The sequence below is a fragment of the Novosphingobium sp. KA1 genome (assembly GCF_017309955.1).
In the GTDB taxonomy this organism is placed as follows: Bacteria; Pseudomonadota; Alphaproteobacteria; order Sphingomonadales; family Sphingomonadaceae; genus Novosphingobium.
In genome coordinates this window covers 3441763-3454715 of record NZ_CP021247.1, presented here as the reverse complement: position 1 = coordinate 3454715, position 12953 = coordinate 3441763, and the positions used below count along the sequence as shown (strand labels likewise).

General features: G+C 66.8%; 15 protein-coding genes and 2 riboswitches. Of the genes, 9 read left to right on the top strand and 6 right to left on the bottom strand.

The features are described 5' to 3' along the window. The first annotated feature begins 99 nt into the window (after positions 1-99). Positions 100-221: riboswitch (glycine riboswitch) on the top strand. A 1-nt stretch (position 222) separates the two neighbouring features. Then, a riboswitch (glycine riboswitch) is annotated at positions 223-343 on the top strand. 34 nt (positions 344-377) lie between these two features. The 5 genes from gcvT to CA833_RS16575 all read left to right on the top strand — a co-directional run bounded on the left by gcvT (position 378) and on the right by CA833_RS16575 (position 5564). Next, positions 378-1511, top strand: coding sequence for a glycine cleavage system aminomethyltransferase GcvT (gcvT, locus tag CA833_RS16595; RefSeq protein WP_370584525.1), 1134 nt, complete (start codon positions 378-380; stop codon positions 1509-1511). A gap of 11 nt (positions 1512-1522) precedes the next feature. Next, positions 1523-1894 (top strand): glycine cleavage system protein GcvH, encoded by a 372-nt coding sequence (gene gcvH / locus CA833_RS16590; protein ID WP_142633294.1) that lies wholly within the window; start codon positions 1523-1525, stop codon positions 1892-1894. A gap of 186 nt (positions 1895-2080) precedes the next feature. Beyond that, positions 2081-3439: an aminomethyl-transferring glycine dehydrogenase subunit GcvPA gene (gcvPA, locus tag CA833_RS16585; protein WP_207078670.1), complete on the top strand. Its 1359-nt coding sequence runs from the start codon at positions 2081-2083 to the stop codon at positions 3437-3439. Beyond that, a complete protein-coding gene (gene gcvPB, locus CA833_RS16580; RefSeq protein ID WP_207078669.1) occupies positions 3436-5037 on the top strand; it encodes an aminomethyl-transferring glycine dehydrogenase subunit GcvPB in 1602 nt (533 codons plus the stop codon). The genes gcvPA and gcvPB overlap by 4 nt, the downstream gene beginning before the upstream one ends. A gap of 5 nt (positions 5038-5042) precedes the next feature. Beyond that, positions 5043-5564 (top strand): CcdC protein domain-containing protein, encoded by a 522-nt coding sequence (locus CA833_RS16575; RefSeq protein ID WP_142633300.1) that lies wholly within the window; start codon positions 5043-5045, stop codon positions 5562-5564. A gap of 44 nt (positions 5565-5608) precedes the next feature. Here CA833_RS16575 and CA833_RS16570 read toward each other — a convergent pair whose 3' ends face one another. The 3 genes from CA833_RS16570 to CA833_RS16560 form a co-directional block, all read right to left on the bottom strand. Further along, positions 5609-5737, bottom strand: coding sequence for an entericidin A/B family lipoprotein (locus CA833_RS16570; protein ID WP_142633302.1), 129 nt, complete (start codon positions 5735-5737; stop codon positions 5609-5611). Between the two features lie 206 nt (positions 5738-5943). Further along, entirely contained in the window at positions 5944-6078 is a 135-nt protein-coding gene (locus CA833_RS16565; RefSeq protein ID WP_142633304.1) for an entericidin A/B family lipoprotein, read from the bottom strand. 86 nt (positions 6079-6164) lie between these two features. Further along, positions 6165-7127, bottom strand: a complete 963-nt coding sequence (locus CA833_RS16560; protein WP_242526157.1) for a DMT family transporter — start codon at positions 7125-7127, stop codon at positions 6165-6167. A gap of 47 nt (positions 7128-7174) precedes the next feature. Between CA833_RS16560 and CA833_RS16555 the strand changes: the two genes are divergently transcribed. Continuing rightward, positions 7175-7381, top strand: a complete 207-nt coding sequence (locus CA833_RS16555; protein ID WP_207078668.1) for a hypothetical protein — start codon at positions 7175-7177, stop codon at positions 7379-7381. On the opposite strand, the gene CA833_RS16550 is transcribed toward CA833_RS16555, so the two are convergent. After that, the gene (locus tag CA833_RS16550; protein ID WP_305082433.1) at positions 7378-8316 is read right to left on the bottom strand and encodes a LysR family transcriptional regulator ArgP; all 939 of its coding nucleotides are present in this window, start codon (positions 8314-8316) and stop codon (positions 7378-7380) included. The two genes, CA833_RS16555 and CA833_RS16550, sit on opposite strands and share 4 nt — an antisense overlap. 56 nt (positions 8317-8372) lie before the next feature. Between CA833_RS16550 and CA833_RS27185 the strand changes: the two genes are divergently transcribed. From CA833_RS27185 to CA833_RS16540, 3 genes are all read left to right on the top strand, one after another. Continuing rightward, positions 8373-8495, top strand: a complete 123-nt coding sequence (locus tag CA833_RS27185) for a hypothetical protein (protein WP_255535840.1) — start codon at positions 8373-8375, stop codon at positions 8493-8495. After that, positions 8492-9106, top strand: coding sequence for a LysE/ArgO family amino acid transporter (locus CA833_RS16545; protein WP_207078667.1), 615 nt, complete (start codon positions 8492-8494; stop codon positions 9104-9106). The genes CA833_RS27185 and CA833_RS16545 overlap by 4 nt, the downstream gene beginning before the upstream one ends. A gap of 108 nt (positions 9107-9214) precedes the next feature. Beyond that, positions 9215-9649 (top strand): hypothetical protein, encoded by a 435-nt coding sequence (locus CA833_RS16540; RefSeq protein ID WP_207078666.1) that lies wholly within the window; start codon positions 9215-9217, stop codon positions 9647-9649. 11 nt (positions 9650-9660) lie between these two features. Here CA833_RS16540 and CA833_RS16535 read toward each other — a convergent pair whose 3' ends face one another. Beyond that, the gene (locus CA833_RS16535) at positions 9661-11190 is read right to left on the bottom strand and encodes a CpaF family protein (RefSeq protein WP_207078665.1); all 1530 of its coding nucleotides are present in this window, start codon (positions 11188-11190) and stop codon (positions 9661-9663) included. A gap of 130 nt (positions 11191-11320) precedes the next feature. Further along, positions 11321-12793, bottom strand: a complete 1473-nt coding sequence (locus CA833_RS16530; protein WP_242526156.1) for a hypothetical protein — start codon at positions 12791-12793, stop codon at positions 11321-11323. Positions 12794-12953 lie beyond the last annotated feature (160 nt).

Here is a 12953-nt window from a genome sequence, read left to right as displayed (position 1 = left end):
GGGCCGGGGGTTGCGGCGGCGCCTTGCGCGAAATTGTGCGGCACTGCAGCGCAAGCGGCGTTGACACAAACGCACCGGTCACCCAAGGGACAAGGCATCGCTGACAGCGCGGGAGAGACCTGCCGATTCGCATGTGCGGCCTAGGCCGCATTTGGGATGAAGTGGGCGCCGAAGGAGCAACCGCCCCGGAATCTCTCAGGCAAAAGGACCGCGCAGCGTCGATAGCGAGACTCTGGAAAGTGTCTCATTCCTTTGGAATGAGGCCGCCGACGGTGTAACTTTGGCCTGCCTGTCATGGGCGCGCCAAGGGAAGCTCTCAGGTTTCCGTGACAGAGGGGGCACCTGGAATGGTGTGCCGAACTGTGCGGAGTCATGTCTTGAGCGAATACCCGATTTCCGATTCCGATCAGGAACCCGAAGAACTGGCGCCGATGCTGTTGCCGCTGGATGGCTGGCACCGCGATCACGGCGGCCGCATGGTCGAATTCGCCGGTTACATGATGCCCGTCCAGTACGAAGGGATCATGGCCGAGCACCTGTGGACGCGTGAGAGCGCCGGGCTGTTCGACGTCAGCCACATGGGCCAGCTGTTCATTTCCGGCGAGGGTGTCGACGCCGCGCTCGAAGCGGCGCTGCCGATCGATCTTTCGACCCTCAAGCTCGCCTCGGTGCGCTATTCGCTGCTGCTCGACGAGAACGGCGGCGTGCTCGACGATCTCATGGTCACCCGCCAGGAAGACGGCTTCTACGTTGTCGTCAACGGCGCGACCAAGTGGGACGACATCGCCGTCTTCCACGAACTGCTGCCCGAGGACGTGACGCTCAACCACCTCGATGACCGCGCGCTGCTGGCGCTGCAGGGGCCCAAGGCGGTCGATGCGCTGGAGCGCGTGGCGCCGGGCGTTGCCGCGCTCACCTTCATGAAGAGCGGGCGCTTCACGCTGGGCGGCGTCGAGGCCTGGATCAGCCGCTCGGGCTATACCGGCGAGGACGGTTTCGAGATCTCGATTCCCGGCGATGCCGCTGCCGAGGTGGCGGACCTGCTGCTGGCCCAGGCTGAAGTGAAGCCGATCGGCCTTGGCGCGCGCGATTCGCTGCGTCTTGAAGCCGGCCTGCCGCTCTATGGCCACGACATGGACCCCGAGCGCGGCCCGGTCGAAGCCGGTCTTGCTTTCGGCGTGAACAAGCGCCGCCGCCTCGAAGGCGGTTTCCCCGGCGCGGCGCGTGTCCAGCGCGACTTTGCCGAGGGCACGGCCCAGAAGCGCATCGGCCTCACGCTCGAAGGCCGTCAGGCCGCGCGCGAAGGCGCCAAGGTTTTCCATGGTGAACAGGAGGTTGGCGTCGTCACTTCAGGCGGTTTCTCGCCTTCGCTCCAGCATCCCATTGCCATGGCCTATGTCGACGCGGCGCTTGCCGCGGACGGCACGGCCCTTTCCATCGACATCCGGGGCAAGAAGCTGGGCGCCACCGTCGCAGCCATGCCCTTTGTCCCCAATCGCTATCACCGCTGAGGAACTCTCCCATGACCCGTTATTTCTCGCAGGAACACGAGTGGATCGAAATCGAGGGTGACCTCGGCACCGTGGGCATCACCGACTACGCACAGGGCCAGCTGGGCGACATCACCTTTGTCGACCTGCCCGCCGAAGGCGCGACGTTCGAAAAGGGCGATTCGGTTGCCGTCGTCGATTCGGTGAAGGCCGCTTCGGACGTCTACACCCCGGTTTCCGGCACCATCGCCGAAGCCAACGAAGTTCTGGCCGATCAGCCCGAACTGGTGAACACCGACGCCGAAGTCGGCGGCTGGCTGTTCCGCATCACCCTGTCGGACGCTTCCGAACTGGAAGCGCTCATGGATGAAGCGGCTTACAAGGACTATGTCGAAAGCCTCTGAGCCTTCGATCCTCCCCCTGAGGGGGAGGGGCACCGCCGCCAAGCGGTGGTGGAGGGGTATTCCGGCCCGCGGCGTGGTTCCACGCCGCGGGCAGCTTGCCCCTCCGTCAGCCCTCCGGGCTCCGCCTTTCCTCAGGCACCTCTCCTTGCAGGTGAGGATCCTCGAGATTTCTGACCAGGAAACCCCATGCGCTACCTTCCCCTGACTCCGGCCGACCGTGCCGAGATGCTCGGCGTCATCGGCGCCGCCAGTGTCGATGATCTTTTCATCGACGTGCCCGCCGAAGCCCGCCTGTCCGGCCCGATCGCAGGCCTGCCTGCCCACGCCAGCGAAATGGCGGTCGAGCGCCACATGGCGAGCCTCGCGGCCAAGAACCTCTCGGCCGGCACGGCGCCGTTCTTCATCGGTGCGGGCGCCTACCGCCACCATGTTCCGGCCTCGGTCGATCACCTGATCCAGCGCGGCGAGTTCCTCACCGCCTACACGCCCTACCAGCCGGAAATCGCGCAGGGCACGCTGCAGGTGCTGTTCGAGTTCCAGACGCAGGTCGCGCGCCTGTTCGGCACCGACATTGCCAATGCCTCGATGTACGACGGTTCGACCGCGTGCTGGGAAGCGATCCTGATGGCCAGCCGCGTGACCCGCAAGGTCCGGGCCGTGCTGTCCAGCGGTCTGCACCCGCACTACGCCGAAGTCGTGCGCACGATGGCCAAGTTCACCGAGGACGAGATCGTCAGCCTCAAGCCCGAACTGGTGGCCGAGGCCGATGATGCCGCCGTGATCGCCGCGATTGACGACAAGACCTCCTGCGTCGTCGTCCAGTACCCGGACGTGATGGGCCGCATTCCCGATCTCGCCGCGATTGCCGATGCCGCGCATGCCAAGGGCGCGCTGCTGATCGCCGTGGTCACCGAGCCGGTGGCGCTGGGCATGATCGAGGCGCCGGGCGCGCTGGGCGCTGACATCGTGGTGGGCGAAGGCCAGTCGATCGGCGTCGGCCTGCAGTTCGGCGGTCCGTACCTGGGCCTGTTCGGCTGCCGCGAAAAGTTCGTGCGCCAGATGCCGGGCCGTCTCTGCGGCCAGACCGTGGACGCCGAGGGCAAGCGCGGCTTCGTGCTGACGCTTTCCACGCGCGAACAGCACATCCGCCGCGAGAAGGCGACCAGCAACATCTGCACGAATTCAGGGCTTTGCGCGCTGGCTTTCAGTATTCACCTGACCCTGCTGGGCGGTGAGGGCCTGGCCCAGCTGGCCGCCGTGAACCACGACAAGGCGCAGGCCCTGATCGAGCGTCTGGCCAAGGTGCCGGGCGTGACGGTGCTGAACCAGGCCTACTTCAACGAGGCGACCGTGGTGCTGCCGCGTGACGCCCGCGAAGTCGTGCGGGACCTTGCCGACCGCAAGGTGCTGGGCGGCGTCTCGCTCGGCCGCCTGTTCCCCGAGGACAGCGATCTGCACAACGGCCTGCTGGTGACGGCGACCGAGACCGTGACCGACGAGGATATCGAAACCTTTGCCCGTGAGCTTGAAGGAGTGCTGGCATGAACGCGGTAAACGCAAGCGGCTGGCGCCCCCAGATGGGCGAAGCCGGTGAGGGCGCTGTCTTCAAGACCGCCTCGGGCGACTATGGCCTGATGCTGGAAGAGGCGCTCAGCTTCGAACTCGGTTCCTCGGCCAAGTGCGGTGTCGATCTCGACACCCCGACGCGCCCCGTTGCCTCGGGTCTTGCGAAGTTCCTGCGCAAGGCGGCCCCGGCGCTTCCGGGCCTCACCGAGCCGGAAGCGGTGCGCCACTACACCCGCCTGTCACGCCAGAACTATGCAATCGACCTCGGGCCGTTCCCGCTCGGTTCGTGCACGATGAAGCACAACCCGCGCCTGAACGAGAAGATGGCCCGCCTGCCGGGCTTTGCCGACGTTCACCCGCTCCAGCCGCAGAAGACGGTCGAGGGCGCGCTGGAAGTGATCGAGCAGCTGGCCGACTGGCTGATCACGCTCACCGGCATGGCCTCGGTGGCGATGAGCCCCAAGGCAGGCGCGCACGGCGAGCTGTGCGGGTTGCTCTGCATCCGCGCCGCGCTCGACGCGCGCGGTGAGAAGCGCGACGTGGTGCTGGTGCCGGAAAGTGCCCACGGCACCAACCCGGCAACCGCGGCTTTTGCGGGCTTCAAGGTGCAGTCGATCCCGGCGACCCCGGAAGGCCGCGTCGATGTCGAGGCGCTCAAGGCGAAGCTCGGGCCCAACGTGGCCGGCGTGATGATCACCAACCCCAACACCTGCGGCCTGTTCGAGCCGGAGATGAAGGCGATTGGCGACGCGGTTCACGCCGCCGGCGGCTACGTCTACTGCGACGGCGCGAACTTCAACGCCATCGTCGGCAAGGTGCGCCCGGGCGACCTCGGCGTCGATGCCATGCACATCAACCTGCACAAGACCTTCTCGACGCCCCACGGCGGCGGCGGTCCCGGTGCGGGTCCGGTCGTGCTGTCCGAAGCGCTGGCGCCCTTCGCGCCGCTGCCCTTCGTCAGCCGCGGGGACGATGGCCGCATCCACCTCGTCGAGGAAGAGAACCGGGGCGAGGGTCACGATCAGGCCTTCGGCCGCATGGTCGCCTTCCATGGCCAGATGGGCATGTTCACCCGCGCGCTGACCTATATCCTCAGCCACGGCGCGGACGGTCTGCGTCAGGTTGCCGAGGATGCGGTGCTCAATGCCAACTACGTCCTGCGTTCGTGCGAGGACCTGCTGCCGGCGCCTTTCGCCAAGAGCGGCCCGTGCATGCACGAGGCGCTGTTCAGCGATGCCGGGCTCGCCGAGGGCTTCTCCACGCTCGACATCGCCAAGGGCCTGATCGACGAGGGCTTCCACCCGATGACGGTCTACTTCCCGCTGGTGGTCAAGGGCGCGATGCTGGTCGAGCCGACCGAGACCGAAAGCAAGGCGGGCCTCGACCGCTTCATCGCTTCGCTGCGCAGCCTTGCCCAGCGCGCCAAGGACGGCGACCAGAGCCTGCACAGCGCGCCGCACTTCGCGCCGCGCCGCCGGCTTGACGAAACGCTCGCCGCGCGCAAGCCTGTGCTGGTATGGCAGGGCACCCCGGGTGAGCCGGGCACGCCTGCGCTGAGCGAGTTCGGAGGCAGCTGAGGCATATGGGGGGATCCGGTAACGGCATGGCGGCATGGGTGCCGCTGGCGATTTTCGGCGCGGTGATGCTCTGGCGTTTCCGCAATCTGGAAAAGGCCCGCCCGCTCCGGCTCCCCCTCCTGTGGATCATGCCGCTGATCGTGACGGCAGTGGTCTGCTTTGCGCTCAGCGCGATGATGCCATCGCCGCTGGGGTGGGCCAGCCTCGCTGCGGGTTTCGTGGTCGGCGGCGCCATCGGCATGCAGCGTTCACGCCTGATGCGGCTTCATGTCGAGGGTGAGGGCGAGGATGCCCGCGTGATGGTGCGCCAGTCGCCGCTTGCGCTGATGCTGATCGTCGGCGTCGTGATGGCGCGCAAGCTGGTGCTGCCGGGCGGCATGGCGATCGGGGCCGGGCATCCGGCGGCAACCGCCTTGCTGGTGACCGACGGGATGCTAGGCTTTGCCTTGGGCGTGGTGCTGGTGAGCCGGCTGGTGCTCTGGCAGCGCGCCCGCGCCATGGTTGCGGCGCACGTCTCAGACAGCTGAAACACGGGAACGGCCTGCCGGGATGACCCGGCAGGCCGTGTTCCTCACATCGCGCGGTCGACCGAGTTCGCCGCCGATTCCAGGTCCTGCCCGACACCGCGTACGGTGTTGCAGGCAGCCAGGCCCAGCACGAGACCGGTGCTCACGGCAACCAGGACCAGCTTCCTCACCATCTTTTCGCTACCCTTATTGCTCCGCGGCCACGATTGGCCGGGACCTTCTGCCGCTAGGCGAAGGCGAAGAATAGCGAAAGAGGAGAGGCGCTGCCGCCCGGATTATACCAGGCTGCAGTGATGCTGACGCATCAGCAGCTTGGCACGCTCAGGCGCCGCGCGGGCTCGGCCGACCTGCAATGAGCCAAGCCCAACGCAGGTTGGTATTACTTGTGGATCGCGTCGTCGCCGGCCTGGCCGACCGATTCGATGTCACGGCCTGCGCCCTTGACCGTGTTGCAGGCCGAGGCCGACATCACGATGCCGCCGGCCACGAGGGCGAGTACGATTTTCCTGACCATAGTGCGTTCCTTTCAGGCTCTTCCGGCGCATGGCCGGGATCGCTCAGAGCAACGCGTGATGGCGGAGCAGGTTCCCTCGAGGAAATTCAGGCGGCGATCTCTTCGGTCGCGCCTTCGTCGAGCGCGGACGTCGGGGCGATGCGCTTGGACAGGGTGTGTTCGCGCCAGGTGATGATGAGCCCGGCCAGGATGATCAGCGGCGCGCCCGCCCAGATCGATGAGGGTTGCAAGGCGCCGAAGATCGTCAATTCGTAGAGGGTCGCCCAGATCAGGGCGCTGTAATCCATCACCACCACGCTCGCCACCGCGCCGTAGCGCAGGGCGGCGGTGATCAGCAATTGCGCCAGCGTGCCCGCCAGCCCCACCGCGACCAGCAGCGCCCAGACATGCGGCGCATGGAACTGGCCGTAGAACGGCAGCAGCACGGCGGCGAACAGGGCGCCGAAGAACGAGAACCAGAACACGCAGGCGATCGGCGCCTCGGTGCGGGCAAGGTCGCGGATCTGGAAACTGACGATCGAGACGACCACGCCGGCGCCAAGCCCTGCCGCAAGACCGGCCAGCGGCACCGCCTGTTCGCCCGGCCGGGTGATCAGCAGCACGCCCACGAAGCCCAGCACCACCGCCGTCCAGCGCCACGGCCCGACATGTTCGCGCAGCACCAGCGCGGTGATCAGCACGGCAAACAGCGGCGCGGTGAAGCCCAGCGTCGTGCCCACGGGCAGGGGCAGCAGCATCGCGGCGGTGACGTTGCACACGAGGCCCACGGTGCCGGTGGTCGCACGCATCGCGTGATTGCGCAGGCGCTGCGTCTTGAGCACGCCGATACGCCCGGTCGCGAGCAGCCAGCCGGCGATCAGCGGCACCGCCATGGCCTGGCGCCAGAACACCATTTCCGGCGCCGAGACGCCGTTCTGCCCGGCCAGCCGGATCAGCATGAACATCGTCGAGAGCATGACCATCGCCAGCAGGCGCAAGCCGATGGCGAGCATCGGGCGATCGCGTGACGGCGTGGCGGTCCGGGCGGGCATGGCGGGCGATGCGTTCACGAGGGAGGGCTTTATCTTCCTGTCACGACGAGGCAAGGGGCTGCGCCATGATCGACACCGACCTTGTCATGGCCATCGCGGGCCTTGTCTGCGCGTTTGTGGCTGCCGTCGCCTGGATCGGCGACCATCGCCGTATGAAGCGCCGCGATCTCGACCGGGTCGGCTTCATGCCCTGGACGGCGCTGTTCTTCATCGGCCTGATGGGGGCGGTGCTGCTGCTGGGCATTTCCGCCAAGGACTGGTTTTCGCGCTAGGTCGAGGCCGACCGCTGGCTGCGCGGCTTTTGCAGTACGGCGCCGGAGGCCTTGCGCACGGCATCGGTCAGGGCGCGCAGCGCCCCTGCCTGAAGCCGCGTGACGGTCCAGTAGAGGCTGACTTCGAGTGCCTCGCCCGGCGGCAGTTCCTTGAGCTGGCCCGAGGCGATATGCGGCAGCGCAAGCGGTTCGGGGTGCATGCCCCAGCCGATGCCTCTTGCCGTGAAATCGAGGAAGCCTTGCGTGGAGGGCACCCAGTGCGTCGGCGCCGAGAGCTTTACTGCGTGGAATTCGGCCGCCCAGCGGGCCTGCACCGCGTCGCGGCGGTCGTAGCGCAAGGTCGGGGCGGCGGCCAGCGAACGCGCATCGACGCCCTCGGCAAAATGGCGCGCAAAGAATTCCGGCGAGGCACAGGCGCGGTAACGCAGGGCGCCGAGTTCGATCGTCGAGCAGCCCTGGATCGGTTCCGGGTCGGAGGTGATGACGGCGGCCACTTCGCCCGAGCGCAGACGGTCTGCGGTATGCGCCTCGTCATCGACGATGAGGTCGAGCAGGGTGCCGCTGGTTTCCACGAACAAGGCGGCGGCATCGGGAAACCACGTGGTCAGGCTGTCCGAATTGACCGCGACCTTCAGCGTCAGCGGCGCTTCGCCCTTGCGCAGCTGGGGGGTGAGGTGCGGGGCAAGGTCGGCCTCCAGCAGCCGCACCTGATCGAAATGGGCGCACAGGGCGCGGCCGGTCTCGGTCGGTTCGCAAGGCTGGGCGCGCACGACCAGCACCGTGCCTAGCCGTTCCTCGAGGCCGCGCACGCGCTGCGACACCGCCGAGGGCGTGATGCCAAGCGCGTCGGCGGCCCGTTCGAACGAGCCTTCACGCACCACCGCGGAAACCGCCGCCAGAGCCGGATAATCGAGCATGATGAAGCAATGCTTCATCAGCCTTAGGCGATCAAGTTTTATTGATCTGGTCGACGCAGGTAGAGGTGCTGCTCATGGACACGATCATTTTCCCCCTCTGCCTTGCGCTCGGCGTGGTCTGCGCTTCGCTCGTCTCGTTGTGGTCCGGCCTGCGTGCCGGGTCCTCGGCTCCCCGCAAGGGCCTGGCACGACGATGACGGCCGGGGCCTACCTTTCCGGCTTTGCGCTGTCGGCGGCGCTCATCATTGCGATCGGCGCGCAAAATCTCTTCGTGCTGCGGCAGGGGCTGCGGCGCGAGCATGTCGGCGCGATCGTGCTGTTCTGCGCGGCGGCGGACTCGATCCTGATCGCGGCGGGCGTCGCCGGGGTGGGGGCCTTCCTGTCGGCCCTGCCGCAACTGACGAGGGCGCTTTCGCTGGGCGGGGCCGCATTTCTGGGCTGGTACGGCGTGGCCGCGCTTCGCCGCATGGCCGCGCCGGGTTCGGTGAACGTCACGGGCGGCGGCACCGTCACGCTGGGACGCGCGCTGGCGGCAACTGCGGGTTTCACGTTCCTCAATCCGCATGTCTACATCGACACGGTGCTGCTGATGGGCGCGGCGGGTGCGACCCAGCCGCTGGCCTTGCGGCCGGTGTTTGTGGCCGGTGCCGCCAGCGCCAGCGTGTTGTGGTTCTCGGCGCTGGGCTACGGCGCGCGATTGTTGATCCCGCTGTTCGGCCGCCCCGCGGCGTGGCGGGTGCTGGACGCCGTGGTCGGCGCGACGATGCTGACGCTTGCCGCCTCGCTGATTGCCCGCGCGCTGGGATAAGCGCGCTTTCCTACAGCGGGCAAATCTGTCCTAACCTTGCTGATGCAACGCCCTTCGCTCCGCAGCAAACCCCGCCATCTGCGGGTTCCCGCTTTCTCGCCCGTGCCCTTGCGCGCCCGCGCCGATGGCTGGACTGCGGCCCGGCAGGCGGCCTTCCTTGGCGCCCTGGCGGAGACCGGCTCGGTCCGCGAAGCCGCGGCGCGCGCGGGCATGACGCGCGAGACCGCCTATCGGCTGCGGCGCCGGCCGGGGGCGGGCAGCTTTGCGGCGGCGTGGGACAAGGTGACAGGCGCCTCGGCGCAAGGTGACAGGCGCCCAAAACGGAAGGTCACACTGGAGGAGCGGGCGGGGCGGGCGCTTTACGGCGTGCTCAAGGTGCGGATGTACCGTGGCCGCCATGTCGCGACCGAGCGAAAGGTCGACAATTGCGCGCTTCTGGCCTATCTGTCGCAGCTTGATCGCTTCGCCGCATCCGGCGAGCCCGACTTCACAAGTTTACGGCGTTTCACACCCGCTTGCGTGTCAACCGGGTGTGAAACGTGAAGTGCGTGCGCTCAGAGGCAGGCTTCGAGATAGGCCTGATCGAACCCGAACTGGCGAGCCTTCTCCAGCGTATAGGGACGCAGGCCCGAGGGGCGGAATTCGCCGATGATCTTGCCGTCGTCGGTCTCGTCCAGATACTCGAACTTGAAGAGTTCCTGGGTGACGATGACGTCGCCTTCCATGCCGATCACTTCGGTGATGTTGGTGGTGCGGCGCGAACCGTCGCGCAGGCGCTTCACCTGCACGATGATGTCCACCGACTCGGCGATCTGGCGGCTGATGGCTTCCTTGGGGATCTTGATGTCGCCCATCAGGATCATGTTCTCCATACGGCCAAGGCACTCGCGCGGGGAGTTGGCGTGGAGCGTGCACATCGAACCGTCGTGGCCGGTGTTCATGGCGGCAAGCAGGTCGAAACACTCGGCGCCGCGGATTTCGCCCAGGATGATGCGGTCAGGACGCATGCGCAGCGCGTTCTTGACGAGGTCGCCGATGGTGATCGCGCCTTGCCCTTCAAGGTTCGGCGGGCGGGTTTCCAGCGGCAGCCAGTGCGGCTGCTGCAGGCGCAGTTCGGCGGCGTCCTCGATGGTCAGCACGCGCTCGCCCGGATCGATCATCTTGGACAGGGCGTTGAGCATCGTCGTCTTGCCCGAACCCGTACCGCCGGAGATGACGATGTTCATGCGGCAGGCACCGGCGATCTTGAGCGCGGTCGCCATCTTCTCGCTCATCGAGCCGAAGTCCTTGAGCATGTCGATGGTGATCGGCTTCTCGGAGAACTTGCGGATCGAGATCGCGGTGCCGCGCAAGCTGAGCGGCGGCACGATGACGTTGACGCGGCTGCCGTCCTTGAGGCGGGCGTCGGCCAGCGGCGTGGTCTGGTCGACGCGGCGGCCGACCTGGTTGACGATGCGCTGGGCGATCTGGAACAGGTGCTGCTCGTCGCGGAACTTGGTGGGGGCGAGCTGGAGCTTGCCCTTCTTCTCGATGTAGGTCTGGTTGGGGCCGTTGACCATGATGTCCGACACGTCGGGGTCGTTCAGCAGCTCTTCCAGCGGGCCGAAGCCGAGCAGTTCGTCGATCAGCACCTTCTCCAGCGCGAACTGTTCGCGGCGGTTGAAGGTGATCTTCAGTTCGGCCAGCACCTCGATGATGATCGGGCGGAATTCCTCGGAAAGCTCGTCCTTGGTCAGCGTGGCGGCGGCCTCGGGGTCGACGCGTTCGAGCAGGCGGGGAAGCACCTGTTCCTTGATCTTGTGGATCGAGGCTTCGAAGCCGCCCTGTTCCGACTCGCCCGAGTGCACCGCGTTGGAACGCTCGGCAAGGCGCGACATCGCGTCGTCGCGCAGGTTCTGCGGGGCGGAGGAGGAGCCGTCCATGCCCGGGACCGGCGGGAACTGGTCGCCGCCGGGAAGCGGCGAAGTGCCGGGGGCAGGGGCCTTTTCGCCGGCGCCGCTCTTCAGCGGCTTGGCCACGCCGAACGCGGGACGCGCGCCCTGGCCCATCCCTCCGATGCCGTTACGTCGCCCGAATGCCGTCATGTCTCACTAAACCTTTCCAGCGCCACGATTGCCCAGGTTTCCCCGGGAACCTGTGCGAATATGCAGAGGATTAAGGTTGAAACTTTGATAACTTCCTAATGCCGCACCGGCTCGCGCCGGGATTTTGGGGCTATCGTCCACAGCCGCTGAACACGGTCTGCACTTGCGGGCCGTTGTGATCGTAGATGGTGAACTTGCGCTGGCGCTTGCAGGCGCGGACATAACGCTCGACCTGCCGGACGTTCGTCATGTTGAGCGGCGCGGCCTGGATCGGGAACTGCGAGATCACGGTGGAGGGGCGGCCGGCAAGCACCTGGCGCAAGGCTGCAACCTCGTCGATGCCGGTCCATTCGCGGCCCTCGTACATGTGCGGAGCAAAAGCGAGCACGCTGGGCGGACGGGTGCCGACCACGGCGTAGAGGAAGTTCGGATTGCCCCAGACGAAGATGTCGTGCCGTGGGGTCTGCTCAAGGATGTAGTCCACCATCTCGCGCGCCGCCGAGCGGGCCTGCCAGCGGTCCTTGAGGTGGAAGGTGCCGGAGAGCGCAAGGCTCACGCCGACCAGGGCGGCGATGCCGAGCCAGGGGCTGCGGCGATGGATGAAGTAGCCCGCGCAAAGGATGGCGAAAGGCGCCAGGGTCGACTGGGCGTAATGGACGTAGATGTTGGGGAAGGTGGCAAGCCCGAACAGCGCGGCGGCGAGCCAGAGGCAGACGAACGCCAGAACCTCGCGTCGCTGCGGTTCGCCGCAGGTTCGCGCCTCGGTGACGAAGCGGTGCAGGCCGATGCCGCCAAAGACCAGCGGGATGCCAAGCATGCCGATCATGACCAGTTGGCCCTTGAAGCGGATGCCGGGGTCGGCATAGCCGCGCGCCAGATTGGATTCGACAAGCGCGGTCCACATCTCGGGGAAATGACCGCGGGCAAAATAGAACAGCCCGGTCAGCAGCATGGGCAGCGCTCCTGCAAGCGCAAGCGGAGCGGCCTTCCAGAGCACGGAGAGCGGTTTGCAGCCGCCGCGAAGAAGCATGACGATGACAAACAGGCCGAAGCAGGCGCCTTCGATCGCGGTCGACTGCTTGTAGGCGATCGCGATCCCGGCGCAGGCAAAGGCGGCAACGACGGCGCGGTCGATGTGGCCCCGGCGCAGGCGATCGAGGCGCGAGACGATCAGCGCCGCTGCCGCGATCAGCCAGGTGTTGAAGAACACGCCGGCCTCGGCGTTGTCACCCTCGAAGCGATTGAGCAGGGCGATGTAGACGACGCCGGACAGCAGCGCCCACTGTGCGGGGGCGAGCCGTCTGGCAATGCGATTGACGCCGTAACCGCCCATCGCGGCAACCAGGGTGGCGACAAGCTGATAGGCGATCGCCGAGCGCGAGATCAGCCCGATCAGCGAAAAGGTCAGATAGAGGGCAGGGCCCTTGCGGTCCCAGATGTCGACATAGAGCAAGTCGCCGTCGAGCAGGCGGTGGCCTACGAGGGCGTAGTACTGGTCGTCGATGGCGTAGTTCCATTCGCCGTAAGCGGGAAACCGGAACGCCACGGCCAGTGCCAGGATGACAAGAAACTGCGCGGTGCGGCTTGCGCACAGACGCGACACAAGGGATCGTGCAGGGATAGTGGTCGATCGCGGGAAGTGCGACGTCAGCGGCATGCTTGTCATGAGGATCTCGCAGATTTGCGAGTATTCCTAGGCATGCAGTGGTTACCAAAGCGATAAATGCAAAAGGGGGCGCCGCGGTTGCCCGGCGACGCCCCCT

Excerpts from the sequence above, each read along its gene's own strand:
- gcvH (WP_142633294.1), top strand. The coding sequence starts at position 1,523 with ATGACCCGTTATTTCTCGCAGGAACACGAGTGGATCGAAATCGAGGGT.
- gcvPA (WP_207078670.1), top strand. The coding sequence starts at position 2,081 with ATGCGCTACCTTCCCCTGACTCCGGCCGACCGTGCCGAGATGCTCGGC.
- gcvPB (WP_207078669.1), top strand. The coding sequence starts at position 3,436 with ATGAACGCGGTAAACGCAAGCGGCTGGCGCCCCCAGATGGGCGAAGCC.
- CA833_RS16575 (WP_142633300.1), top strand. The coding sequence starts at position 5,043 with ATGGGGGGATCCGGTAACGGCATGGCGGCATGGGTGCCGCTGGCGATT.
- CA833_RS16570 (WP_142633302.1), bottom strand. The coding sequence starts at position 5,737 with ATGGTGAGGAAGCTGGTCCTGGTTGCCGTGAGCACCGGTCTCGTGCTG.
- CA833_RS16565 (WP_142633304.1), bottom strand. The coding sequence starts at position 6,078 with ATGGTCAGGAAAATCGTACTCGCCCTCGTGGCCGGCGGCATCGTGATG.
- CA833_RS16555 (WP_207078668.1), top strand. The coding sequence starts at position 7,175 with ATGATCGACACCGACCTTGTCATGGCCATCGCGGGCCTTGTCTGCGCG.
- CA833_RS16550 (WP_305082433.1), bottom strand. The coding sequence starts at position 8,316 with ATGAAGCATTGCTTCATCATGCTCGATTATCCGGCTCTGGCGGCGGTT.
- CA833_RS27185 (WP_255535840.1), top strand. The coding sequence starts at position 8,373 with ATGGACACGATCATTTTCCCCCTCTGCCTTGCGCTCGGCGTGGTCTGC.
- CA833_RS16545 (WP_207078667.1), top strand. The coding sequence starts at position 8,492 with ATGACGGCCGGGGCCTACCTTTCCGGCTTTGCGCTGTCGGCGGCGCTC.
- CA833_RS16535 (WP_207078665.1), bottom strand. The coding sequence starts at position 11,190 with ATGACGGCATTCGGGCGACGTAACGGCATCGGAGGGATGGGCCAGGGC.